This window comes from Algibacter sp. L1A34 (assembly GCF_009796805.1).
Classification (GTDB): domain Bacteria; phylum Bacteroidota; class Bacteroidia; order Flavobacteriales; family Flavobacteriaceae; genus Algibacter.
Genome location: NZ_CP047029.1, coordinates 139876 through 163639, shown reverse-complemented (window position 1 = coordinate 163639; position 23764 = coordinate 139876). Strand labels below are relative to the sequence as shown.

20 protein-coding genes and 1 riboswitch are annotated in these 23764 nt (G+C 32.7%); of the genes, 10 read left to right on the top strand and 10 right to left on the bottom strand.

Annotated features, from left to right (window positions below; genetic code table 11):
* Positions 1-4: 4 nt before the first annotated feature.
* From GQR97_RS00635 to GQR97_RS00625, 3 genes are all read right to left on the bottom strand, one after another.
* Positions 5-697, bottom strand: coding sequence for a hypothetical protein (locus tag GQR97_RS00635; RefSeq protein WP_158844059.1), 693 nt, complete (start codon positions 695-697; stop codon positions 5-7).
* 39 nt (positions 698-736) lie between these two features.
* Positions 737-1462: a hypothetical protein gene (locus GQR97_RS00630; RefSeq protein WP_158844057.1), complete on the bottom strand. Its 726-nt coding sequence runs from the start codon at positions 1460-1462 to the stop codon at positions 737-739.
* 722 nt (positions 1463-2184) lie between these two features.
* Entirely contained in the window at positions 2185-2952 is a 768-nt protein-coding gene (locus GQR97_RS00625) for a DeoR/GlpR family DNA-binding transcription regulator (protein ID WP_158844055.1), read from the bottom strand.
* 317 nt (positions 2953-3269) lie between these two features.
* Between GQR97_RS00625 and GQR97_RS00620 the strand changes: the two genes are divergently transcribed.
* The 4 genes from GQR97_RS00620 to GQR97_RS00605 are packed head-to-tail and all read left to right on the top strand — an operon-like array spanning position 3270 to position 7929.
* Positions 3270-4829 (top strand): glycerol-3-phosphate dehydrogenase/oxidase, encoded by a 1560-nt coding sequence (locus GQR97_RS00620; protein WP_158844053.1) that lies wholly within the window; start codon positions 3270-3272, stop codon positions 4827-4829.
* A 30-nt stretch (positions 4830-4859) separates the two neighbouring features.
* Positions 4860-6356, top strand: a complete 1497-nt coding sequence (gene glpK / locus GQR97_RS00615; protein ID WP_158844051.1) for a glycerol kinase GlpK — start codon at positions 4860-4862, stop codon at positions 6354-6356.
* A gap of 32 nt (positions 6357-6388) precedes the next feature.
* On the top strand, positions 6389-7126 hold the full coding sequence (locus GQR97_RS00610) for an MIP/aquaporin family protein (protein ID WP_158844049.1): 738 nt from the start codon (positions 6389-6391) through the stop codon (positions 7124-7126).
* Positions 7127-7161: 35 nt separating this feature from the next.
* Positions 7162-7929, top strand: coding sequence for a hypothetical protein (locus GQR97_RS00605; protein WP_158844048.1), 768 nt, complete (start codon positions 7162-7164; stop codon positions 7927-7929).
* 202 nt (positions 7930-8131) lie between these two features.
* On the opposite strand, the gene eno is transcribed toward GQR97_RS00605, so the two are convergent.
* Positions 8132-9424 carry a phosphopyruvate hydratase gene (eno, locus tag GQR97_RS00600; RefSeq protein WP_158844046.1) on the bottom strand — a complete coding sequence of 431 codons (1293 nt, stop codon included), beginning with the start codon at positions 9422-9424 and terminating at the stop codon, positions 8132-8134.
* Between the two features lie 423 nt (positions 9425-9847).
* Here eno and GQR97_RS00595 point away from each other — a divergent pair, with 423 nt between their 5' ends.
* Entirely contained in the window at positions 9848-10690 is an 843-nt protein-coding gene (locus GQR97_RS00595; RefSeq protein WP_158844044.1) for an SHOCT domain-containing protein, read from the top strand.
* A gap of 101 nt (positions 10691-10791) precedes the next feature.
* Here the strand turns inward: GQR97_RS00595 and GQR97_RS00590 are convergent, their stop codons facing one another.
* From GQR97_RS00590 to GQR97_RS00570, 5 genes are all read right to left on the bottom strand, one after another.
* Entirely contained in the window at positions 10792-11328 is a 537-nt protein-coding gene (locus tag GQR97_RS00590) for an acyl-CoA thioesterase (protein WP_158844042.1), read from the bottom strand.
* Positions 11329-11533: 205 nt separating this feature from the next.
* Positions 11534-12925, bottom strand: a complete 1392-nt coding sequence (rmuC, locus tag GQR97_RS00585; RefSeq protein ID WP_158844040.1) for a DNA recombination protein RmuC — start codon at positions 12923-12925, stop codon at positions 11534-11536.
* A 125-nt stretch (positions 12926-13050) separates the two neighbouring features.
* Positions 13051-13845: an ABC transporter ATP-binding protein gene (locus GQR97_RS00580; RefSeq protein WP_158844038.1), complete on the bottom strand. Its 795-nt coding sequence runs from the start codon at positions 13843-13845 to the stop codon at positions 13051-13053.
* A gap of 24 nt (positions 13846-13869) precedes the next feature.
* Positions 13870-14895 carry a FecCD family ABC transporter permease gene (locus tag GQR97_RS00575; RefSeq protein ID WP_158844036.1) on the bottom strand — a complete coding sequence of 342 codons (1026 nt, stop codon included), beginning with the start codon at positions 14893-14895 and terminating at the stop codon, positions 13870-13872.
* Between the two features lie 31 nt (positions 14896-14926).
* Positions 14927-16069 (bottom strand): ABC transporter substrate-binding protein, encoded by a 1143-nt coding sequence (locus tag GQR97_RS00570; protein WP_158844034.1) that lies wholly within the window; start codon positions 16067-16069, stop codon positions 14927-14929.
* Between the two features lie 215 nt (positions 16070-16284).
* Positions 16285-16502: riboswitch (cobalamin riboswitch) on the top strand.
* An 82-nt stretch (positions 16503-16584) separates the two neighbouring features.
* On the opposite strand from GQR97_RS00570, the gene GQR97_RS00565 reads away from it, so the two are divergent.
* The 3 genes from GQR97_RS00565 (at position 16585) to GQR97_RS00555 (ending at position 20539) form a co-directional block, all read left to right on the top strand.
* Entirely contained in the window at positions 16585-18381 is a 1797-nt protein-coding gene (locus GQR97_RS00565) for a TonB-dependent receptor plug domain-containing protein (protein ID WP_158844032.1), read from the top strand.
* Positions 18382-18391: 10 nt separating this feature from the next.
* Positions 18392-19447: a YncE family protein gene (locus GQR97_RS00560; protein WP_158844030.1), complete on the top strand. Its 1056-nt coding sequence runs from the start codon at positions 18392-18394 to the stop codon at positions 19445-19447.
* A 120-nt stretch (positions 19448-19567) separates the two neighbouring features.
* Positions 19568-20539, top strand: a complete 972-nt coding sequence (locus GQR97_RS00555; protein ID WP_158844028.1) for a T9SS type A sorting domain-containing protein — start codon at positions 19568-19570, stop codon at positions 20537-20539.
* Between the two features lie 355 nt (positions 20540-20894).
* Here the strand turns inward: GQR97_RS00555 and GQR97_RS00550 are convergent, their stop codons facing one another.
* Entirely contained in the window at positions 20895-22382 is a 1488-nt protein-coding gene (locus GQR97_RS00550; RefSeq protein WP_158844026.1) for a S41 family peptidase, read from the bottom strand.
* Positions 22383-22750: 368 nt separating this feature from the next.
* On the opposite strand from GQR97_RS00550, the gene GQR97_RS00545 reads away from it, so the two are divergent.
* Both GQR97_RS00545 and GQR97_RS00540 read left to right on the top strand, forming a co-directional pair.
* The gene (locus GQR97_RS00545) at positions 22751-23260 is read left to right on the top strand and encodes an RNA polymerase sigma factor (RefSeq protein ID WP_158844024.1); all 510 of its coding nucleotides are present in this window, start codon (positions 22751-22753) and stop codon (positions 23258-23260) included.
* Complete coding sequence (locus GQR97_RS00540) at positions 23247-23738, top strand: hypothetical protein (protein WP_158844022.1); 492 nt, start codon at positions 23247-23249, stop codon at positions 23736-23738. Before GQR97_RS00545 ends, GQR97_RS00540 begins: the two co-directional genes overlap by 14 nt.
* Positions 23739-23764 lie beyond the last annotated feature (26 nt).

Genomic DNA, 23764 nt, shown 5'->3' with positions numbered 1-23764 from the left:
AGATTTATTCTCCTTCTATAAAATTCTCATATTCATTTGTCGTCATTATGGTCGATTGGTAAGGTGTAAGAGCGTTTAAATTAAGTTCGCTGTATTCGTCAAATATTTTATCTAATAAATTTATTTTTATGATATTCGATTTAACGTCTGTAAAATAATAGAGCGCTCTTTTTTCGTTAAGAATAATTAAGTTGCTATTCTGATTTTCCGAATAATAATTAACGTATTTTGATGATTGCTCCACAAGCTTAAATACTCCGCTTTCGGTTATCTCTTGTTCAATATCGCATCCGTGTTCTAATAATTTAAAATTGATTATTTCTGGAAAGATAATGGGGTTTTTGGCTGTAATTTCAAACAAGATATCGGTTGAATAGCAATCGGGAGTTCCGCAATCAAGCCCATGAAGATTAAAAGGAAGGTTGAATTTAATTTTATCATCTACTTGGTTTACAAGCCCTCTAATATATAATTCTTGTAAAATACTAGATTTTAGATTCTCGTTTGGTTTAGAGTTTAGAAGAGTTTTTCTTAAGCTGTCTTGAGTTTTTTCAAAAGATAGTTTCGAATTAATTAGCGTCTTATTCTGCGAAATTGTCTTTTCTGAGGTGCCTGTATAATCATCCTTTCTTGAGGTTTTTTCTTTAGAACCGCAGGAGATTATTAATAGACTGAAAAATAAAATAATAAGCTTCATAGTTCTGTTGGTGTTGTTTTGTGAGATGTGTTTCTTAATTTACTTTTTTTTATTTAAATAATAAGAGGTAAGCTTAGAAAGAGCATGTTCATATCTTGTTTTACAATCTGTGATGTCTCCCTCAAATTTTAGTTCCTTTTTAACGCCTAAATTGTAAATGCCTTTTCCTTTCGCCATCCGGTCTAATTTCCAAATTGCTTTTGGCGATAATTCAATATAAAGAGCTTCTAAAATGTCACATTGTTCTGTTTTTCCATTATATATATCCCAATCTTTTGCTTCTTGCTGTTTCAATATTTTATTTGAGAAATAAACTTTTTTAAGTAAAGGGAAATTAAATTCTAATACTTTTTTAGCACCTTCGTTCGCAAACCAAACTACTTCTTTGTTTCTAACAATGCATGTTCTAATAAAATAATTATCAAACTTAGAAAGTTGTCCTGCAACTAAGGCTGCCACACCAATTTCGTTTATTTCATGTCCTTTTTTTGTTCGTTCATCATCAAACCACAGATAGAAATCTCGTATTTGAGAAATGGTTTTATATTTCAGGTTTCCGTTATCTATGGATAGGTTGTATTTGTTGGCTTGCTGCCAAGAAGTTGTGTTTCTCGTTCTGTCTTTTTTTAACCACGAACCATCCGGAAGAACATGCTGTCCAGTAGTTTTTTTATAAGCTTTTAGGTTTATCCATTCCTGAGATGAGACAGGTTGATTGTTTAAAAGTAGTAAAATAATTATTGCCAAGTTGAGTAATTTACTCATAGTATATTTTTGTGTAGGGTGTTAATTAGTTTCCTGAATTTTTAAATTATTTTACAACTAGCGAGTAATTATGAAAAGTATTACACATTAGGTATTTCTCTAAATTGAGTCCTTTTTAAATAAGACTCAGTTTCTTCTAGTAAGTTAAAGGTGTTGTGTTTAAAACTAGATAGCCATTAAAATTCATGAGCATTAAACCTACCCGAAAATTCTGTTGGTATTAAATTGAAAGTACATAAAATTATTAAAAATTGAGCTATATCGCTAAAAGGATAATTACGTTTAGAGAATTCAGCAGGACTAAGTTTTTCGTTTTGCTTTTCAAACTTAGAAAAATAGACTCCAAACTTGTATTCTATGTAATTAAGGATCCACATAATATTAAATATATTAATTCGTCTTAATTTATCATTATCGTGCTATTGGAATCTTTCTAAAAGGGCATTGGGCTAATTAGGTGTTAGTTTATGGTGTTTCTTAGAATTGATTCCGGTTTGGTTGTAAGAATTCAATAGTGCTATTATTGTAACATCTGCTTGTGTCATGTTGTCTCAATAAAACACGAGACTTTCTTTTTTTTTTCAAATTCATAATAGCTGTCTTTTATCTTAAATTTGATTTAAAGCGGTGAACTGTTTTGTGTTAAATGGATTTATCTGTTTTTCACCAAAAATCAAGTACTTTTTAATTTTGGCGCTTAGAGTTTTTTTGGGATTATTTGTTTATACAATAGTAAGCTCAATGCCTAATTCAATTAGTCTGTTTTTGGTTTTATTGTCAATGCCAGAATCGGTTATTATTTGATCGATTTCATCAAGTCCGCAAATTCTTCCAAATCCCTTTTTGCTAAATTTAGAAGAATCTGCCAATACAATTATTTTTTGTGCTGCTTTAATCATTTCTTTATTTAAAGAAGCTTCCATCGAATTTGTGGTTGTAAGCCCATATTCCAGGTCAATGCCATCGACGCCTAAAAACAATTTTGTAAATGTAAATTCTGCCAACATTTTTTCAGCAATAGAACCAACAACAGAAGAAGAGCTTGATCTAAGCATACCTCCTAATTGCATGATGTCTATTTGTTTATGCTCTGCTAATATAATAGCTGCATTTAAAGAAGCGGTTAGTACTGTTAATCCTTCTATAGGCTTAATTTGTCTAGCTAATTCAATTACAGAGGTTCCGGAGGCTATAATAATAGTGTCAAAAGGTTCTAGTGTTGATGCCGCGGCTGTTGCAATTTTCTTTTTTTCTTTGGCGTTTAGCTTTTTCTTAAAATTTACGGGATGTTCGGTGATGTAAGGATTTGCCGGAATAGCTTTTCCATGCGATCTAAATAGTAGTTTTCTTTCTTCGAGTAGTTTTAAGTCTTTACGGATAGTTACTAATGAAACATTAAACTCAATACTTAGCTCATTGACATTTACAAAGCCATTCTCTTCCAGTTTCTTTAAAATCTGTTTGTGGCGATCAATTATATTTAGTGGCATCTTGTTTCGTTTTGTACAAAGGTACATGATATCGTAATTAAAATGAAGCTGAAATGGCACTTTTATGGAATATTTGGAATAAAACGAAACCTTATTTTCTGTTTTTTTTAATAAAAAGAAATTAAATAAATGCTGAATAATCAGAATACACGGTAAAATTTGCTTTTTTCGAGTTTCTTGACTGCTTTTTTTATGATATATATCATATAACTGAAAAAATAATCAAAAAAAATAAAAAATAGCTTTTGTTTTGTTTCGTTTTGTTGTAGTTTTATATCGAAATAAAAAAATAATACTAAAAACTAAAATAAAAGGTCATGGACAGAAAAGAAATAATGAGTAAGTTGAGAAGTGATTCTAAAACTTATGATTTCGTAATTATAGGAGGTGGAGCAACCGGTATTGGTATAGCTCTCGAGGCATCTGCAAGAGGTTATTCTGTTGCTTTGCTTGAGAAATCTGATTTTACTAAATCTACATCAAGTAAAGCTACAAAGTTAGTGCATGGTGGTGTTAGATATTTAGCACAAGGTGATATAGGTTTAGTAAGAGAGGCTGTTGTTGAAAGAGGGTTGATGCTTAAAAACGCTCCTCATATAACTAAAAGTCAGTCGTTTATAATACCTACTCATGGTCTGTATGATGAAATATTGTATACTGTTGGTTTAACTTTTTACGATTTGTTAGCAGGAGGACTGAGTCTTGGAAGATCTAAACGTATCTCGAAAAAAGAGACGTTAAAACGTATTTCTCTTATAAACCCAGATAAAATTTCAGCAGGTGTTGTTTATTATGATGGCCAGTTTGATGATTCTCGTATGGCTATAAATACGTTACAAACAGCTGTTGGATTAGGTGCTCGAGTTGTAAATTATTGTTCTGTAGATGGTTTGCTTAAAGATGCAAATGGAAAGATTACAGGAGTTAAAGTGCACGATGAAATGGATGGTGCATCATTCGAAATAAAAGGAAAGCAAATTGTGAACGCTACAGGTGTATTTGCAGATGATGTATTGCAAATGGATTCTCCAGGGGCCGAAAAAACTATTGCACCTAGCCAAGGTGTTCACTTAATGTTAGATAAATCTTTTTTACCTGGTGATGACGCTATTACTATACCTAAAACAGATGATGGTCGTGTATTGTTTTTAGTACCATGGCATAACCGTGTTATTGTTGGAACAACAGATACACCTCTTAAAACAGAATCTTTAGAACCAGTTGCTCTAGAAGAAGAAATAGGTTTTATTCTAGCTACTGCTGGTAGATATTTAACAAAAGCTCCTAAAAGAAGCGATGTGTTAAGTGTGTTTGCTGGTTTACGTCCTTTGGCTGCTCCAAAAAAAGAAGGAAGCAAAACGAAAGAGATCTCTCGAAGCCATAAAATTTATACATCAGATTCAGGACTATTAACTATTGTAGGTGGTAAATGGACCACTTTTAGAAGAATGGGGCAAGATTTGGTTGATAAAGCCGAGAAAAATCACGAATGGAAACATATTCCAACAAAAACAAGACATCTTAAAATACACGGTTATAAAGAAAATGTAAATCATGATGATCCATTATATTTTTATGGTAGTGATGAAGAAAAAGTAATGCAATTATCTAAGGAAAATGGATGGAATGAATCGTTAAGTACATCTATGGGGGTTATACAAGCGCAAGTAGTTTGGGCTGTAAGATATGAAATGGCTCTTAATGTTGAAGATTTTCTTGCTCGTAGAGTTCGTTGTCAGTTATTAAACGCAAAAGAAAGTGTTGAAATGGCTCCAAAAGTAGCAGAAATAATGGCTAAGGAATTAGGTAAAGATGAAGCTTGGCAAGCAAAACAAGTTTCAGATTATGAAAAAGTGACATCAAATTATATTTTATAAACAACTAAAAACCACTAAATTAAATTAGACATGAAAAGTAAATTAATTTTAGCATTCGACCAAGGGACAACATCATCCCGAGCAATTTTATTTAATCACGATGGAGAAATTGTAAGAGTTTCTCAGAAAGCGTTTGAACAAATTTTTCCTAAGCCAGGATGGGTAGAGCATAACCCGAATGACATTTGGTCTTCACAAATATCTGTAGCAGCCGAGGTTGTTGCTCAAGAAGGTGTTTCTGGAGATGATATTGCAGCCATAGGGATTACTAATCAAAGGGAAACCGTTATTGTTTGGGATCGTGAAACCAGTGAACCAATTTACAACGCAATAGTCTGGCAAGATAGAAGAACGGCTAAATATTGCGATAGTCTTAAGGATGCTGGTCATGTGGATATGATTAAAAAGAAAACGGGCTTAGTAATCGATGCTTATTTTTCTGCAACTAAATTAAAATGGATTCTTGATAATGTAGAAGGTGCTAGAGAAAAAGCCGAAGCAGGAAAACTATGTTTTGGTACGGTAGATACTTGGGTTGTTTGGAAGCTTACTCGGGGTAAAATGTTTATTACAGATGTTTCTAATGCAAGTAGAACGATGTTATTCAATATTCATACCATGGCTTGGGATGAAGAGTTGATGGCTTTGTTCAATATTCCTAAAGCTATGTTGCCAGAAGTTAAGGAAAGTAGTGAAATTTACGGAAGTACAGCGACTACTTTATTTTCATCTAAAATTCCTATTGCGGGTATTGCAGGAGATCAACAAGCGGCTTTATTTGGCCAAATGTGTACAAAACCTGGAATGGTTAAAAATACTTACGGCACAGGATGTTTCTTATTAATGAATACGGGAGATAAAGCGGTGTATTCAAAAAATAATTTACTGACAACAGTTGCTTGGAAAATTAATGGAAAAACAACCTACGCTCTAGAAGGAAGTGTATTTGTTGGTGGAGCCGCTATACAATGGTTACGTGATGGAGCAAAAATGGTGAAAACAGCACCAGGAATTAATTATTTAGCAGAAACAGTTAAAGATAACGGTGGTGTATATTTTGTACCAGCATTAACAGGTTTAGGAGCACCTTATTGGGATCAATATGCTCGTGGAGCTATGCTGGGTATTACTAGAGGTACTACAGATGCACATATTGCACGCGCTACCTTAGAGGGGATTGCTTTTCAAGTATACGATATTGTGAAAGCCATGGAAGCCGATGCAGGAGAAGAAAGTATAGAATTAAGAGTAGATGGTGGTGCTGCAGCAAGTGATTTATTAATGCAGATACAATCTGATTTATTTGGATTTAAAATTATAAGACCTAAAACCTTAGAGACCACTGCAATGGGAGCGGCTTATTTGGCAGGTTTAGCTGTTGGTTATTGGGATAGTGTAGATGATATTCAATCGCAATGGAGTATTGATAAGGAGTTCTTTCCAAAAGCTGCTAAAGACAAAGTTGAAGATATGTTGCATTACTGGCATAAAGCTGTTAAGTGCGCTCAACATTGGATCGAAGAATAAATACTTATCAATAATCATAAAAATAGAAAATTATGTCAATTTTAGTAGCAGAAATATTAGGAACCATGCTAATGATTCTATTAGGTAATGGTGTTGTAGCTAATGTAGTCTTAAAAGATACAAAGGCTGGTGGTGCAGGATGGATCGAAATTACTACAGCATGGGCGTTGGCTGTGTTTGTAGGTGTTATAGTAGCAGGGCCTTATAGTGGTGCGCATTTAAATCCAGCGGTAACTATTGGTTTGGCCGTGGCAGGTAAAGTTTCTTGGGCTTTAGTTCCAGAATATCTTGCAGGGGAAATGATAGGAGCCATGATAGGCGCATTTTTAGTGTGGTTATTTTATAAAGATCACTTTAAAATAACTGATGATGATGCGGGTAAATTAGCTTGTTTTAGTACAGGGCCAGCAATTAAAAATACCTTTTCAAATTTAATGAGTGAGATTATAGGAACTTTTGTTTTGATCTTTGTTATATTCTATATAGCAGGTCCAAGTCTTGATTTGGGGATAGAAGGAAATCCTGAAGCTCTTATTGGTTTGGGATCTATTGGAGCAATACCTGTAGCTTTCCTTGTTTGGGTAATTGGTTTGTCTTTAGGTGGTACTACAGGATATGCCATTAATCCGGCTAGAGATTTAGGTCCGAGAATTATGCACTCTATTTTACCTATAAAAGGTAAAAGTGATTGGGGTTATGCTTGGGTTCCTATAGTAGGTCCTATTATTGGTTGTGTAATCGCAGCTTATTTATATATGTATTTAATGTAGGGTAATCTTATTATATCAAATTATATCAAAATAAAATGAAAAATATATTAATAGTATTTGTAGCACTTATAGCAGTGCAAATGGGGTTTTCCCAAGAAACTGAATTAAAAGATAGTCCTATCGATTTTAATGTAGATGTAAAAACTAACCATCTATGGAGGGGTTTGGTTATTACAGATAAGCCGATGGTAGCTGTTTTTTCAAAATTAAAATTAAATAAATCAGGTAGTTTTACTACTGGTTTTTGGGGAGGGATGGCTTTTTCAAATGAAAGTGACGGAACATCTTATAAAGAAATAAATTACTATGCTCAATATGCTAAAAACGGTTTATCTATAGGTATATGGGATTTATTTAACACACGTAGTGTAGCAGTTCCAGATGTGTGGAATTATGATAAAAACACAACAACGCATTTAATTGATTTAAGAACGTCTTATCAATTTGATGATAACTTCCCATTACGTTTAGAAGCTGATGTATTATTATACGGTAGTGGAGATTCTCAACTTAATAGCGATGGAGATAGAGATCAACGTTATTCTACTTACGTAGAAGCATCTTACCCTATAATTCGCGATACTAAAGTTAATTTAAAAGGTTTTGTAGGAGCAGGTTTCTCTTTTGATGGTGATACTCATTTATATGGTGATGGCGATCAAAACTTCGATTTGGTTAATGTTGGTTTAACAGCAACTAAAATACTTAAGTTTTCAGATTTAAGTTTCCCTGTGTCTGCAACAACCATGTGGAATCCTTCATTAAGAATAGCTAGAGTGCAGTTAGCAATTAGCTTATTTTAAATAATATATTTATATAGCGAAAGCTGCTTCCCTTTGACTTTTATTTTATGTTAAGGGGGAAGTAGCTTTTTTTTTATAGATAAATTTTATTCTTTTAATATTTAAAAAGTATGATTTATCTTTTTCAAAAGAAAATATAAATCATTAAAAAAAGCCCTTATTAAGGGCTTTTTTTAATTCTGTGTTGTTATTTTATTTATCTCTATTGTAGTAATCCAGCGTTTTTAAAAGCTTTAATTCCTGCAAAATTTGAAGCACTTCCTAATTCATTTTCAATTCGCATAAGTTGATTGAATTTTTCTATACGTTCACCACGGCAACCACTACCAGTTTTTAAATGTCCAGCATTAATACCAACCGTTAAATCTGCAATAAAACTATCTACAGTTTCACCACTTCTGTGAGAAACAAAACAATTATAAGAGTTTTTATTGGCAAGTTCTATGGTTTCTAGTGTTTCTGTTACAGTTCCTATTTGGTTAAGTTTAATTAAAATTGAATTTGCAACACCTTTACTAATACCTTCTGCTAGAATAGATTTATTTGTGCAGAACAAATCGTCACCTACAACTTCAATTTTTTTACCAATAGTATCTGTCATGTTTTTCCAGCCTTCCCAATCATTTTCAGATAAACCATCTTCTAATAGAACAATAGGGTATTGGTTTACCCAGCTTTCCCATAGCTTAATCATGTCGTCACTTGAAACTAGTTTTTGAGAACTTTTAAAAAATTTATACTTGCCATCTTCCCACATTTCACTTGTTGCAGGGTCTACACAAATGCCAACATCTTTTCCTGGTGTGTAACCTGCTTTGGTAATACCTTCTAAAATCATTTCAACAGCCTGTTCGTTCGATTTTAAATCGGGAGCAAAACCACCTTCATCTCCAACACCAGTACTAAAGCCTTTAGATTTTAATACTGTTTTTAACGAATGAAAAACTTCTTCACCCATTCTTATAGATTCTTTAAAGGATGGCGCATTGTGAGGCGCAATCATAAATTCTTGAAAATCTATCGTATTGTCAGCATGTCTTCCACCGTTAATAACATTCATACAAGGCACAGGCATAACGTGAGCATTGCTACCTCCTAAATATTGGTATAGTGGCATGCGTGAACTTAATGCCTTGGCACGTGCAAAAGCCATAGAAACACCAAGTATGGCATTGGCACCTAATTTCGATTTATTCTTTGTGCCATCTAGGTCTATTAAAAAATAATCTAATTCACGTTGGTTTATAAAATGTTTGTTTTCAATAGCTTTGGCTATTACGGTGTTTACGTTATTAACCGCTTTTAATACGCCTTTACCTCCATATCGATTTTTATCACCATCCCTTAACTCTGTAGCTTCTCGTTCTCCTGTCGATGCTCCGCTCGGCACCATGGCTCTCGCGATTGTTCCATCTTCTAATCTTAAGTTTACTTCTACTGTGGGGTTTCCTCTTGAATCGAGTATTTCGATTGCTTCAACTTTTTGAATTTTCATAACCTAAATGTGTTATATTTAAATTTATTGTTTTATTAAAATTAATTGATTTCGAGAAGAGTTTTCTTATCGTTACATGGAGCGATATAAACAGGAAATCGGCTTAATTCTTTAATCTAAGATATTAATCAAAGTTAATAATTTTCTATTGAAAAAATGAAGGTTAACTTATTTAAAAACAGTTTATTGGTGGTTGAAAGTAAAGTAAATAATGACCAAATAATTTGGCTTAATTAACCTTTTTTTAACGGCGGCTTCATGAGAAAGTAATAAGTAATTCTTCGGAAAGAATATTCATTCAAAAATAATGTGAAATATATGCTAAACTTCTGTGTAAAAGATGGTTATTCATATTTCTATAGTCTACCTTTGCGGCAAAATTGTTAGGTTAACATTTTTAACTAAAAAAAGAAAGATATAATTATGAATGCAATATTTACAGATGCTAGTTTTCAGAATATGACGAATGTAGCAAACCGTTATGGTGTAAGTGTTAATGCTGTTACAGATTTAACGCAAGCACTTATGAGAAGTAATGGTACAATGGCCCAATTTAATATTTCCGAGCTTGGTGGCGGAGGTCAGTGGATGCAAGGTGGCATGACTATGGTTGGCGATATGTTTAACAACCAACTTAAATCTACTGTAGATGGGTTGTGCAACGAGTTATCAAACTTAATAAATCAAGGAGGAATACAATATAAACCTTTACCGAAAACACAAAACCAAAACGGATTTCAATCAGGATCTGGGAACTGGTGGGGAGATTTAGGTTTTCCTAATTCTACAGGTAGTCAAAACGGAACGAGTTATGCTATTTTTTCTAACATTGGGCGTTTAGCGATTCAACAGAATGGAAAAGTAACCGTATTTGATACGCTTGATAACCATATAGGTGGTGTAGGGCAACAACAAGGTGGGAATTATTCAGTTACATTTACAAGCCAATATGGTACGGTAGATTTAAATACTTTGCCTATTGTTTCGGGTGGAGAAAATAAACCTAAACCACAACAGCCAGAACAAGTTAATAATAATAATAATAATAATAATGCAATGCAGAATCAGCCAGAACCAATAATTATGGAACAGGCTCCTGTAAACACTAATGACAATAACAATAATTCGAACACTAATAATAACAATAGTGCTTTGGAGGAAGATATTTTTATGAAAATAGAAAAGTTAGCTAATTTAAAAAACAAGGATATTCTTTCAGTAGATGAGTTTGAAAAGAAGAAAGCTGAATTATTAAGCAGATTATAATATTACCTGCTATTTATTTAAAAGTTCAATTAACTAAACTTAGTTAATTGAACTTTTTTTTTGAATAAATTCTGAGAAATATATCAGGAATCCGATCAGATTTAAAACGTAATCTTTGCATTTTGAGTTTTTACAAATTCTAAATGGTCTGCAATTATAAATTCCGATGATTTAAAATTATTACTTCTAGAACGCGATTGTTCTTGTCTTTTCATACTTCTAGCAAAACGACGCACACTTTGCTCATCATCTAAAATAATTCCTGGAACCGCAGCGTTATTTCCTTTTTCATCTTTTGCAACCATTGTAAAATAGCTTGAATTGCAATGTTTTGTTAATCCAGATTGAATATTTTCCGATTCTACACGAACACCAACAACCATAGACGTTCTTCCTGTATAGTTTATAGAAGCTTTAAGAGTAACAAGTTCTCCAACATCAATAGGGTTTAAAAAATCTACTTTATTAACAGAGGCTGTAACGCAATAATTACGTGAATGTTTTGATGCGCATGCAAATGCAATTTGATCCATTAAATTAAGAATATAACCACCATGAATTTTTCCACTAAAATTGGAATTCGATGGTAACATAAGGTGAGATATTGATATTTGCGAGTCTTTTGGATGTTTAAACATAAAATGTATGGCCTTAAATTATAATTAGTAGCATTTAAATATATTCTAAAATATGAATATATAAAATGTATTTCCTAAATGTATTTAATTTTTAGGAAGTTTTAAGGAAAGAGACTTTTAAAAAATTGTTTTCGCAATGTATTGATTTTTATAATGCTAAAATTTCAGGTTTTAATTACACTTAAAATAAAGATATAGAATAGTATTAAAGTAATTCATCTTCTTGAGCGCGTTTAATAATAGCTTCAGGTAAAGCCTTTTTCGCTTTTGCTCCCATTTTTTTAAGTTTTTCTACGCTAGTAATTATGTTTCCTCGGCCGTCAACAAGTTTATTCATCGCAGATGAATAGTCGGTTTTTGCAGCATCAATTTTCTTTCCAACGTTGGTTAAATCCTTTATCAAACCTTCAAATTTATCATAAAGAGCTCCAGCTTGTCGTGCAATTTCGATAGCATTTTGTTGTTGTTTTTCATTGTTCCACATACTATCAATAGTTCGAAGCGTTGCCAATAGGGTGGAAGGCGTAACAATAACAATGTTTTTCTCGAAAGCCTTGTTGTAAATAGAGTTATCTTCATTTACAACAACGGCAAAAGCAGGTTCTATTGGGATAAAAAGCAATACAAAATCGGGAGATTCTATATCATACAAATCTTGATAATTTTTATCAGAAAGTTGATCTATATGGCGTTTAATCGAGTTAATGTGCGCTTTTAAAAACTGCGGTTGGTCTTCAAGTTCAGCATTAACAAAACGTTCGTAATCGGTTAAGGATACTTTACTGTCAATAATCATCTTTTTGCCGTCGGGCAAGTTCAAAACCACATCGGGTAACACGCGAGAGCCATCTTCTAGAGTAAAACTTTGCTGTACAAAATATTCGCGATCTTTCTCTAATCCCGATTTTTCCAGAACGCGCTCCAAAACCAATTCACCCCAATTTCCTTGCATTTTGCTATCTCCTTTTAGCGCACGCGTTAGGTTAGTTGTTTCTTTGGTCATTTGTTGGTTCAAATCTTTTAAGCCTAACAATTGCTCTTTTAAAGCAGAATGCATACTAATACTTTCCTTTTGGGTTAAATCGACTTTTTGCTCAAAAACTTTAATTTTTTCTTGAAGCGGATTTAAGATATTAGTGATGTTTTCTTTATTCTGAAGGGTGAATTTCTCCGATTTTTCATCTAGGATTTTCGTTGCAAGAAGCTCAAAATCTTTGCGTAGTTGCTCTTGGCGTTCTTCCAGTTCGGCATCGCGTTTTAGGTTTAAAGCTTGCAGGTTTTCGAATTCTGTGTTTCTACGAGCTAATTCAGCATTTAAAAAATCTTTTTCACGACGGATATTTTCGCGGTCGTTTTCAATTTTTGAAATGGTTTCTTTTAATTCCGATACTTGAGTCGTGTTAATGTTGTTTTGTTTCTCGCTTTCGCTTTGTGTGTATTGCTTAAAATCGTCGAATTGTTGTTGCAAATTACTATTGCGTTCTTCGAGTGTACTGTTTTCGCTTTTACTTTTAAGTTTAGTGAAAAGCATGCCTAAATAACCACCAATGGTAGCAGAAATTAGGATGGCGAGTATGAGAATTATGTTTTCGTTCATTGTGAAAAAGGTATATATTCAAAGATAATTTTTTTAGTTTGAAGATTGAAAATAAAAAAGAATGTCCTCTAAACTTAATTTTGAATTTTTATTTAGTGAAAACAAATATTTCAACTAAAACATATTTACTTCTCCACCCTAAAACTTCCAGTTTCCTTATCAAACCTTATTAAATCTTTTGGAAAAAGTGATTCAAAAACACCTTGCTGTATAAGTTTACACGGTTGATCGGAAACTACGGTTCCGGCATTCATTACAATTAAAGTATCGCAAAGTTGGATGGCTAAATCTATTTCATGTGAAGAAAATAGAATAGTCTTACCTGTTTCTTTAGCTAATTTTTGGAGTAATTTCAGAATATAGGCCTTGTGATACATATCTAGATGAGACGTTGGTTCATCTAGAATAATTAAATCGGTATCTTGAGCCAAGGCGCGAGCAATCATAACTTTTTGTAGTTGACCATCGCTTAATTCGAAGCATTTTTTATGTTGTAAATCTTCTATATTAGTTTGAAGAATAGCATTTTTTACAATGGTTGTATCGTGTTTCGATAAATTACCAACCCAATTGGTATATGGCTGTCTGCCTAAAGCAATAAGTTCAAAAACCGATAAATTTCTGGAAGCTATTTTTTCGGTTAAAACCAAGCTTAATACTTTTGCTAAATCTAAAGGGTTATAATTTAAAATTGATTTTTCATTAATAAAAACAGTGCCAGATAGTGATTTTTGAACGTTTGTTAATGTTCGTAAAAGTGTCGATTTCCCGATACCATTGGCACCTACAAGCCCAATTAATTCTCCTTTTTTTAATTCAATATTAATTTGAGAAGCCACAACCGTTTTAGCCTTTTTGGAAGCATAACCAATAGATAAATCTTCGGTTTTTAAAATGATATGTGTGGTCTTGTTGTTCATGCTATTTTCTATCCTTTTTATTTATTAAAATACCATTCCACGTTTTCTAACCAATAGCCAAATAACTACAGGAGCACCAATTAAAGCCGTAATGGCATTAATAGGTAAAGTGTAATCGCTATTTGGTAGCTGAGCAATACTGTCGCAAATGAGCATAACAATACCGCCAAGTAGAAATACGGCTGGTAATAATATTTTATGATTTGAGGTGTTGAAAATCTGACGTGTTAAATGCGGAATAGCCAACCCAATAAAAGCAATTGGCCCTGTAAAAGCGGTAATGGTTCCAGCAAGTAAACTCGTGGCAATAATGATTATTAATCGGCTTTTCTTAATATCTAAGCCCAAACTTTTGGCATAATTTTCACCTAAAAGTAAGGTGTTTAGTGATTTAATGGAAAACATACTTGCCAGAATCCCTATGGTATAAATTAATAAAAGGATACCGAGATCGTTCCATGATAAATTTCCTAAACTACCAAAGCCCCAAAATACATATTGTTGTAATTGTTCTGCCGATCCAAAATAAGACAGTACACTAACAATTGCCGCTGTAATACTCGCAAACATAAGGCCAATAATAAGTATAGCCATGGTGTCTCGAACTCTAATGGAAACCATTAAAACGGCTAGTAACACCAAAAAACTACCTAAACTTGCGGCAATTACAATACCCCATTTTGAAACAAAAAGGGACGCGAAAACACCTCCAAACAAGCCCGAGCCTAAAATAACGATTGCAACGCCCAAACTAGCACCAGAACTTATACCGAGCACAAAAGGACCAGCTAATGGGTTTCTAAATAATGTTTGCATTAATAAGCCTGAAATACCTAAACCCGAGCCTACAATTATGGCGGTTATAGCTTTTGGTAAGCGGTAATTTATAATAATATGTTGCCAACTTTCGTGTTCTACGTTGCTGTTTATTAAACTATTAAAAATGGCTTTAAATGGAATAGAAACAGACCCCAAACTAATATTCATGAAAAAACAGAACACTAAAGTAAGTGTTAAGGCTAGAAAAGAATATTTGTAAGTTTTGCTCATTTTTTGTTTTTAAAACTAATAGATTTTGTTTTTATTCTAAACGTTCAAAAAAGTAAAGATTATAATCTGGCAGTAATTCGGGATGGCAAATTTTTATTAAATCTTTGAGTACTAAATCTGGGCGACTCATGCCTAATTCAAAATATAAAACACCGCCAGTATCTCCTGTTGTATTATTAAAAGAATAGATGTTTTTATCTTTAAAGGCTTTAAATTCTGCATTATGTGCACTCGCATTTTTTAGTTTTTCTAAACTTGAGTAATTAGATGGACTTAACCAAATGTCGGCATTTTGAGCCTTCATAAAAACCGATTCAAAATTAAGTTGTAAACTTCCTGTGCCTTTAGAGTCGTTCCATAAGTAACTTGTGTTGGCGTCTCTTAATAATTGCGCTTCGGTACTTGTTCCATTGGGTAAGTACCAAATATCATTATGCATAGCTCCACTTAGGACAGTTGGTTTGTTCTTTACGTTTTTCGCTATTTTTTTAGCATTTAAGTATTCTTTTTCAATGGTGTTAAAGATAGAATCGGCTTCTTTTTCTTTGTTATATAGTACGCCAAAAAATTTAATCCATTCAGCTTTTGCAAGCGGAGAAGTCTCTACCCAATCTCCATTGTAAATTACAGGGATTCCTGCTTTTTCAATAAGGTCTAAAGATTTGTTGTTACCGTCAATTCCAAAACCAACAACTAAATCTGGATCCAATTCTAAAAGGACTTCGGTGTTTATACCTTCATTTTTACCAAGTTCTCTAATGTCTCCATTATCAACTCTAGATCTTATTTTTTTTGAAGAAATATACTTTGTACCAGGGAAACCAACTAAAGTTTGTTCTACTCCTAAAAGCTCTAAAGCCGGAAGGTGTGTAGTAGATGTTACTACAATTTTTTTTATTGGTAAAGAAATAGTGTTATCTGCTTGTTTATTATCTCCATAATTAGCTAAAACGTATCTAAAACTACTTTCAGCATTTGGCCATGGTGTTTTAATTTCTAAAGTTTTGTACATGCCTAAATCTTTTATTGAAAAACCTTTGGCGTATTTTAGCTTTATTTCTTTTCCTGTAGTAATATTATTCGTTGTTTCTTTTTCTTTTTTACAAGAAATAAAGCTTATTAAAATAAAAAACAGAGAGAAGGATAAATACTTTTTTTGTAACAATAGTGACATTTAGATAGATTAAGTTTTTTAAATTTATACAAAATTTCTATTATGAGAAACGGTTCAAATTTAACACTATATATAGTAGGAGGTATTATAATATTACATTTTTTAATTGGTTTTATATATCTTGTTTATAAATTGAATAAGAAAAAATGAATTTGATTAGTTTGCATTTAAAAAAGAATCTATTTTTGTAAAGAATTTGGTTTGACCATTATTTGTATCCTAAAACAAGTTAAGGATTACAGATATATCAATTAAAAGGGAATCTAGTTAAAATCTAGGACTGTTCCCGCAACTGTACGTTTTTATCGAAATATTTCGGTACTTACTTATTTATTAAGGTGTTATTAACTCAAAAAAACCACTGGTGGTAAAACTGGGAAGGTAAGATAACATAAAACAAGTCAGGAGACCTGCCATTTTCATCATCTAAAAATAACTCTCGGGTAAAGAGTTTCAAAGATTTATGAAACAGGTTTTTACTTTATTATTTTTTAAGTTTTGGCGTTTGTATCAGTATGCAAGCACAGATTAATACTGTCCAAAAATTAGATGCTGTAATTTTAAGTGATAGCAAGTTAAAGAACTATGCTTCAGGCATAAAAATAGAAAAACTTACAGATTCTGTTTTAAGCAAAAATGCGATGTCATTAACAAATTTACTCGCGTTTAATTCTAATATTTATTTTAAAGAAAATGGTGCAGGTATGGTGTCGTCGCCTTCATTTAGAGGGACAACAGCATCGCAAACAGCCGTTATTTGGAATGGTATTAATATTAATTCACAACTAAACGGCCAAACGGACTTTAATACCGTAAATACTTCAAACTATAGTTCTATAGATATTAGAAGTGGTGGTGGTAGTGTGCAGTATGGCAGCGGTTCTATTGGAGGTAGTATTCATCTAAATAATGATTTAAATTTTAGTGATCATTTTAATACTACTATTAAAACAGGCTACGGAAGCTTTAATTCTAAAAATTTAGGTTTTAATTCTTCTTTCGGAAGTGAGCTATGGACAGCTAATGTTGGAGTAACTTATGTGGATTCCGATAACGATTATAAATATCTTGGAACGGATGAGGTTAACGAGAATGGCGAGTTCAATAATTTAAACATGAACGTGAATTTGGGTGTTTTTATTTCCGATAAGGATATTTTAAAATTATACCATCAAAGTTATATTGGCGAGCGTAATTTTTCGGGCACTTTAATAGGACCCTCTAGAAGTAAATACGAGGACGAAAATTTTAGAACCATGCTAGAATGGTCACGAATTTCCGGGGAATTTAGTTCAAAAGTTAAAGTGGTTCATTTGCACGAAATGTTTAAATATTTTGAAAATAAAGACAAAGATAATTACAGTTTAGGAAAAGTAAATACGTTATTAATTAATCATAATTTTAATGTGCGTTTTAATGAGAAACTTCAATTTAAAACCATTTTAGAATATTCAAATTCAATAGGAAACGGAGATAGTTTTGAGGAGCCGGTAAGAAACGCATTTTCTGCAACAGCGTTACTTAATCACAAACCTAATAACTTATTAAGTTATGGCATTAACCTAAGACAAGATTTTACAACAGGAGGTGAGAGACCCTTTGTATTTTCAGTTGATGCGGGTTTTGATTTATTTGAACATTATCAGATTCAAATAAACGGTTCTAAAAACTACCGTATTCCTACTTTTAACGATTTGTATTGGCAACCAGGTGGTAATTTAGATTTGGTTCCAGAATCGTCTTACCAAATAGATTTAGGGCAAAACTTTAATTACCCTAATTTTAATGTAAAACTTAATGGTTATTATATTAATACAAAAGATATGATACAATGGCAGCCTGATACTTCGAATGTGTGGTCTCCAATAAATATTGGCGAGGTATCCAATTATGGGGTGGAGTTAGAAGTTAAATCGCATTACAATATTAACGAGCATCAATTTAATGTCTCCGGACATTACTCTTACACCGTTTCTGAAGATTTAGAAACCAATAAACAACTTATTTATGTGCCGTTTCATAAAGGAAATTTAGCCTTGGCCTACAATTATAAGGCTGTTACAGTGTTTTATCAGCACATGTTTAATGGAGATGTTTTTACTACAGCAGATAATCTAGAAGGACGTTTTACTTCTTTAAACGGTTATGATGTGGGGAATATGGGGTGTAATTATACTTTTTTTAAGAACACAAAAAACGAACTAGAAACAGGGATTACTCTGCAAAATATATTTAATGAAGTTTACGAAAACGTAGCTTTTAGGCCTATGCCGAATAGAAATTTTAATATTCAAATCAACTATAAATTCTAATAAATCAAAAATGAAGAAAATTATTTTATCAGTTTTATCAGTATCACTTTTAGTTTTTTCGTGTTCTAATAATGATGATGATGACACTCAATTACCACTAGGCGATTATGATAATGGTATTTTAGTTAGTGCGGAAGGTGGTCAGTCAGCATCTGTATCTTATATTTCAGATGATTACATGGCAGTAGAAAATGAAATTTATTACAATGTAAATACAGAGATTTTAGGTGTGTATTTACAATCTATTGGTTTTAATGGCGATTTAGCTTACATAATTTCTGATACCGCTAACACTATTATCGTAGTAAATAGATATACGTTTATAAAACAAGCTGAAATTTCAACAGGATTATTAACTCCAAGATACATTACTTTTTTAAACGGTAAAGGGTATGTAACAAACTGGGGAGATGGAACTGATACTACAGATGATTTTATTGCAGAAATAGATTTAAATACGAACACAGTAACGGGCACTATAGCTATAGCTGAAGGTCCAGAACAAATATTAGCTAAAGGTGATAATTTATATATATCGCATAAAGGTGGTTATAATATTAATAACATTGTTTCGGTAATTGATACTACGGACGACAGTATTGAAACCATTACAGTTAATGATGCTCCAGATGAAATGGCTTTCGATTCTAATGGGAATTTAGTTGTTTTATGTAGTGGTGATAACAGAGATTGGGCAGCTAATTATGTAGAAACAGCAGCGTCTATTACACGAATAAATACAACTACAGATACTGTTATTGAAACACTTGAGTTTGCAGCAGGTTTACACCCAAGCCAAATGGCACATGATGATGACGAGGTTTATTACGCTATGAATAATAAAATATACGAGTTGGATGATGATGAGTCTACTTTACCAACAACGTCTATTTTGGAAATAGCCGATATTTATCTTTACGGGCTTTCTGTTAATGATGATAAGGTTTATGTAACGAACGCAAGTTTTACGGCACAAAGTGAGTTGTTAATTTACGATTTAGATAGCTCTGCTTTAATTCATACTTTTAATGTTGGTAGTGGAGCTTCTAAAATCTATTTTAACTAATAAAACAGTTATATTGGCTTTGGTACTTTCTAATGTATTAGTAGATTTTTAGAGAAAAACGATAAGATATTAAGAACAGTTACCTTGTTTAGCTATTTTTTATACCCAATTTAAGAAATCATGAAACAAAATTACTTTTTTGCAGTACTTTTTTCACTAGTAAATCTCGCTATTTATGGGCAGTCTTACGCGCCAAGTGCAAGTGCAGATGGCACAACAGCTATCCATAGAGATTCTGATGTTTTTAAATCTTGGGCCACTGGAGTTACTGTAGTTCGAGGCCCTCAAAATATTACAAATCCAACAGGGGATTTAGCGAATTTTGGAGTTCCAGAAAATGCAATCGATAAATCTAATGATCAAATAGTAAGCCTTGGTGATGGCGGAACAGCCATTTTAACTTTCAGTATTCCAATAGTTAATAACGCTGGTTTCGATTTTGCAGTTTTTGAGAACAGTTTTGATGGTCTTTTTTTAGAATTAGGTTTTGTTGAAGTAAGTTCCGATGGTGTAACCTTTTTTAGGTTTCCATCGCATAGCCAGACTCAAACAGAAACTCAAGTTGCTAGTTTTGGTAATCTTGACGCTACTTATATTAATAATTTAGCAGGTAAGTACAGAGGTAGTTATGGAACACCTTTCGATTTAGATGATATTACTGATAATATTTTATTAGATAAGAGTGCTATTACGCACGTAAAAATTATTGATGTTATTGGCACAATAGATCCTACATATGCAACATATGATAGTTACGGAAACATTGTTAACGATCCATACGCAACACCATTTGGCTCTTCTGGTTTCGATTTAGATGCTGTTGGTGTTATTAACGAAGCTACAGGATTAAGTTTGGATGCCGTAAATAAGGCAAATGCACTGTCATTATATCCTAATCCTGCTGTATCTAAACTGTATGTTTCAAGAGCAGGAACTATAGCCATTTATTCGATTACGGGAAGTTTAGTTCTAAAGCAGTTGGTAAGTAATAAGGATACTCCAGTTTCAATAGATAGATTAAAACCTGGTGTTTATATAGTGAAATTAACAACTGAAGTTGGTTTGTTTACTCAGAAACTAATAAAGAAATAAATAGAAAACGTAATGTGTTTTTATATGAAGAAATGCCACCAATTATGGTGGCATTTTTTATGTTGTTGAGTTTTGTATTAAATCGCAATACCAAATGCCGTACAAACAGAATCGTCATCGGTTTTTTGTGCATCATATTCGCGATATCCCTTTTCGTTAATGGTAAATGAAATAGGTTTTTTGAAGATAGAACCATCGAAAGAAAACGTTTGTAACTCGCTATGTTCTCTACAAGGGGCAACGCCTTTTGGTAAGCTGTCTATAAAATTTTAATCTATAATAGTTCCTGCAAAATCGGTGTAAAAATATTTGGAATTGGGTCTAGCACAAAAGTTTTAAAACCTAAATCTAAAACTTATTTGGTGTTAGATAAAAAATCGGCATTAATATACATTTCGTTTTCGAACTTATTATTGGTGTATGGTGTTTCTAAACGTGTTGAGTTGTTACTTTGTTTAGTAGTAGTGCTTCTACCAGAAATACCTCTAATATTATCTAAAGCTGCTTTTAAAATAGCTTCGTTTTCGTCACCAAATGGCAAGGTGTTGTTCCAATAATCGTATTCGTTTATTTCGGTAACGTTTGGTTCAAAACCATCGGCATAATCACTTTCTCCATTTTTATTGAATATTTTAAACACAATAGGCTGTAAAGCATTTAAATGCGTTGAATTTGCTGAGTTTCTAGATAAAAAGTCAGAATCTGGAGAATCATACAATGTAATAGAACCTACATTTTTTCCATAAGTTGTAGTTCCTATAAGTTTTACAGGAATATATGGTGATAATCCGTTTATAATCATTTCACTAGCCGATGCCGTGTTACCAGACGTTAACACATATAATTGATTTATTGTACTTAGGCGGTTAATAGCTTCTGTTCCCGTTTTTTCACTATTGCTATTATACACATTTAGAGTGTTTGTAAAGTTGTAATAGTCATTTTCGCCCTGTTGTTTGCTGTTGAAAACTAATTCAGCGAAACGTCCTGTTTCTGCATTAGCATAAATCATACTGGCTAAATAGGCAGATGTTTCTACAGATCCACCACCATTAAGCCTTAAATCTAAAACAAGTTCACTTATATTTTCATTTTTAAAGAAACCAAAAGCATCGTTTAGTTCATCGTTGTATGAAGATCGGAAACCATTATATAATAAATAGCCTACTTTTTTTCCGTCGATATCAGAAAATACTTTTGTAAAATACACTGGGTTTTCTGAGACTACGGTTGCGGTAATGGTTTTGTCTTCTATAGCTGTTAGCATTCCGTCACTTTCTGATACAAAAGATAAGGTGACCTGATCTTGATATAAGCCACTTATTGCAGAATTGTAATTTGTCGCTGTTAAAACGGTACCATTAATGGCGTTTATAATATCGCCACGTTTAATGTTGGCTGCACTAGCTGGAGAATCGTCGGCAACGTGGCGTACATATATAATAACATCGTCATCGGTATTTATTCGAACACCTTCAAAACGTAAACCAAAAGATGTGGTTATACCTTGAAATGCTTTTTCTTGCTCAATATAATCTTCTATAAACCATGAAAAACGATCTATTACATCGGTTTGATATATAAGACTGTTAAATAAATTTTCTGGAGTAGAATATTCATTTAAGTAAGCTGTATAACTTTCGTTATTATCGTCTTTAGAGTCGTCTAGATCTGGAACTTCTGCTTGCCAGTTGTACCAAGAATTCATTGCTTTCCATACAAAATCGTTTATTTCTTCTGTTTTTTCGTTTTCAGAGACAATAATATCATCTTCATCTTTAAAGCAACTTGTTGCAGCTAAGGATATTAATGTAAGAAGTAGTAAGGCTTTTATGTTTTTCATGTCTTATTAATTAGTAGAGCTTGTATTTTGAAACTCTAAATTTAGGTACATTATTGTGTAATAAAAAATATTGTTACGGTTTAAAAATCAAACATTATGCCGCGTTTAACGATATTGTTTTTAGTTTAGACTGTTTTTGGAGGCAGACCTTACGTAAGGGATAGCAGCGGATAGCCCACAGTAAGCCCGATGATAATCGGGATTGCGAGGACTTGGAGCGTATAGCCCGACCATTTGTAGCTTTAGCGGAAAAGGGTTACGCCCAAATTATTTTAAAAAAATATTTTTATTCGATGTAACAAATGAGAAATGTGGTCGTCGTAACTTAAATAGCCGTAACCAAGCTGTTTTAATAAAACCAATTCAAAATGACTCAAACGGAGTTTTTAAATGTTGTAATGCCTTTTAAGGATAAAGTGTTTCGGTTAGCGAAACGCTTGCTAGTTTCGACGGAAGAAGCCGAAGATGCGACCCAAGAGGTTTTACTAAAGTTGTGGAACAATAGGACAAAGATTGCCGAGTATAAAAACGTGGAGGCTTTTTCGATGACGATGACTAAGAATTTTTGTTTCGATAAGTTGAAATCGAAGCAGGCGCAGAATCTTAAAATTGTTCATACAAATTACGAGGATAAACAAACGGCTTTACAAAAGCAAGTTGAATTAAATGATAGCGTAAACTGGGTATCTAAAATTATTAAGGATTTGCCGGAGTTACAGAAAACAATAATTCAGCTACGAGATATAGAAGAGTACGATTTAGATGAGATTGCAAAAATGCTGGATATGAATAATACAGCAGTACGCGTAAACTTATCGAGAGCAAGAAAAACAATAAGAGAAAAACTGACTAATACACATAATTATGGTATTAAATAATATAGAAAATTTACTAGAAAAGTACGAGAACGGCGAAACAAGCCTAAAGGAAGAGCAACTGTTAAAAAACTATTTTGTAGGAGACAATGTTGCTCCCCATTTAGAAATGTATAAACCCATGTTTGGCTATTTTTTGGTAAGCAAGCAGGAGCAATTTAATAAGGAGATCCCTTTTGATACTGAAGCAAAGGCAACGAAACGTAATTTTAATTACAAATGGCTTTCGGTTGCAGCAGTAGCAGTTTTAATGATAGGGTTTTATTTTGGAAGTAGCCTTAAAGAGGATAATGATTTAGGTACTTATGAAGATCCGGAGTTGGCTTTAGTAGAAGTAACACGATCTTTAGAAATGATTTCGCAAAATTTTAATAAAGGTGTGTCTACAGTAAATTATTTAGACGAATTGGAGAAAGGTAAAGCAACCCTTGGATATCTAAACGAAATTGATAATGCTACAGGAATAATTTTTAAAAACTAATAAAGAAAAAATGAAGAATTCAAATA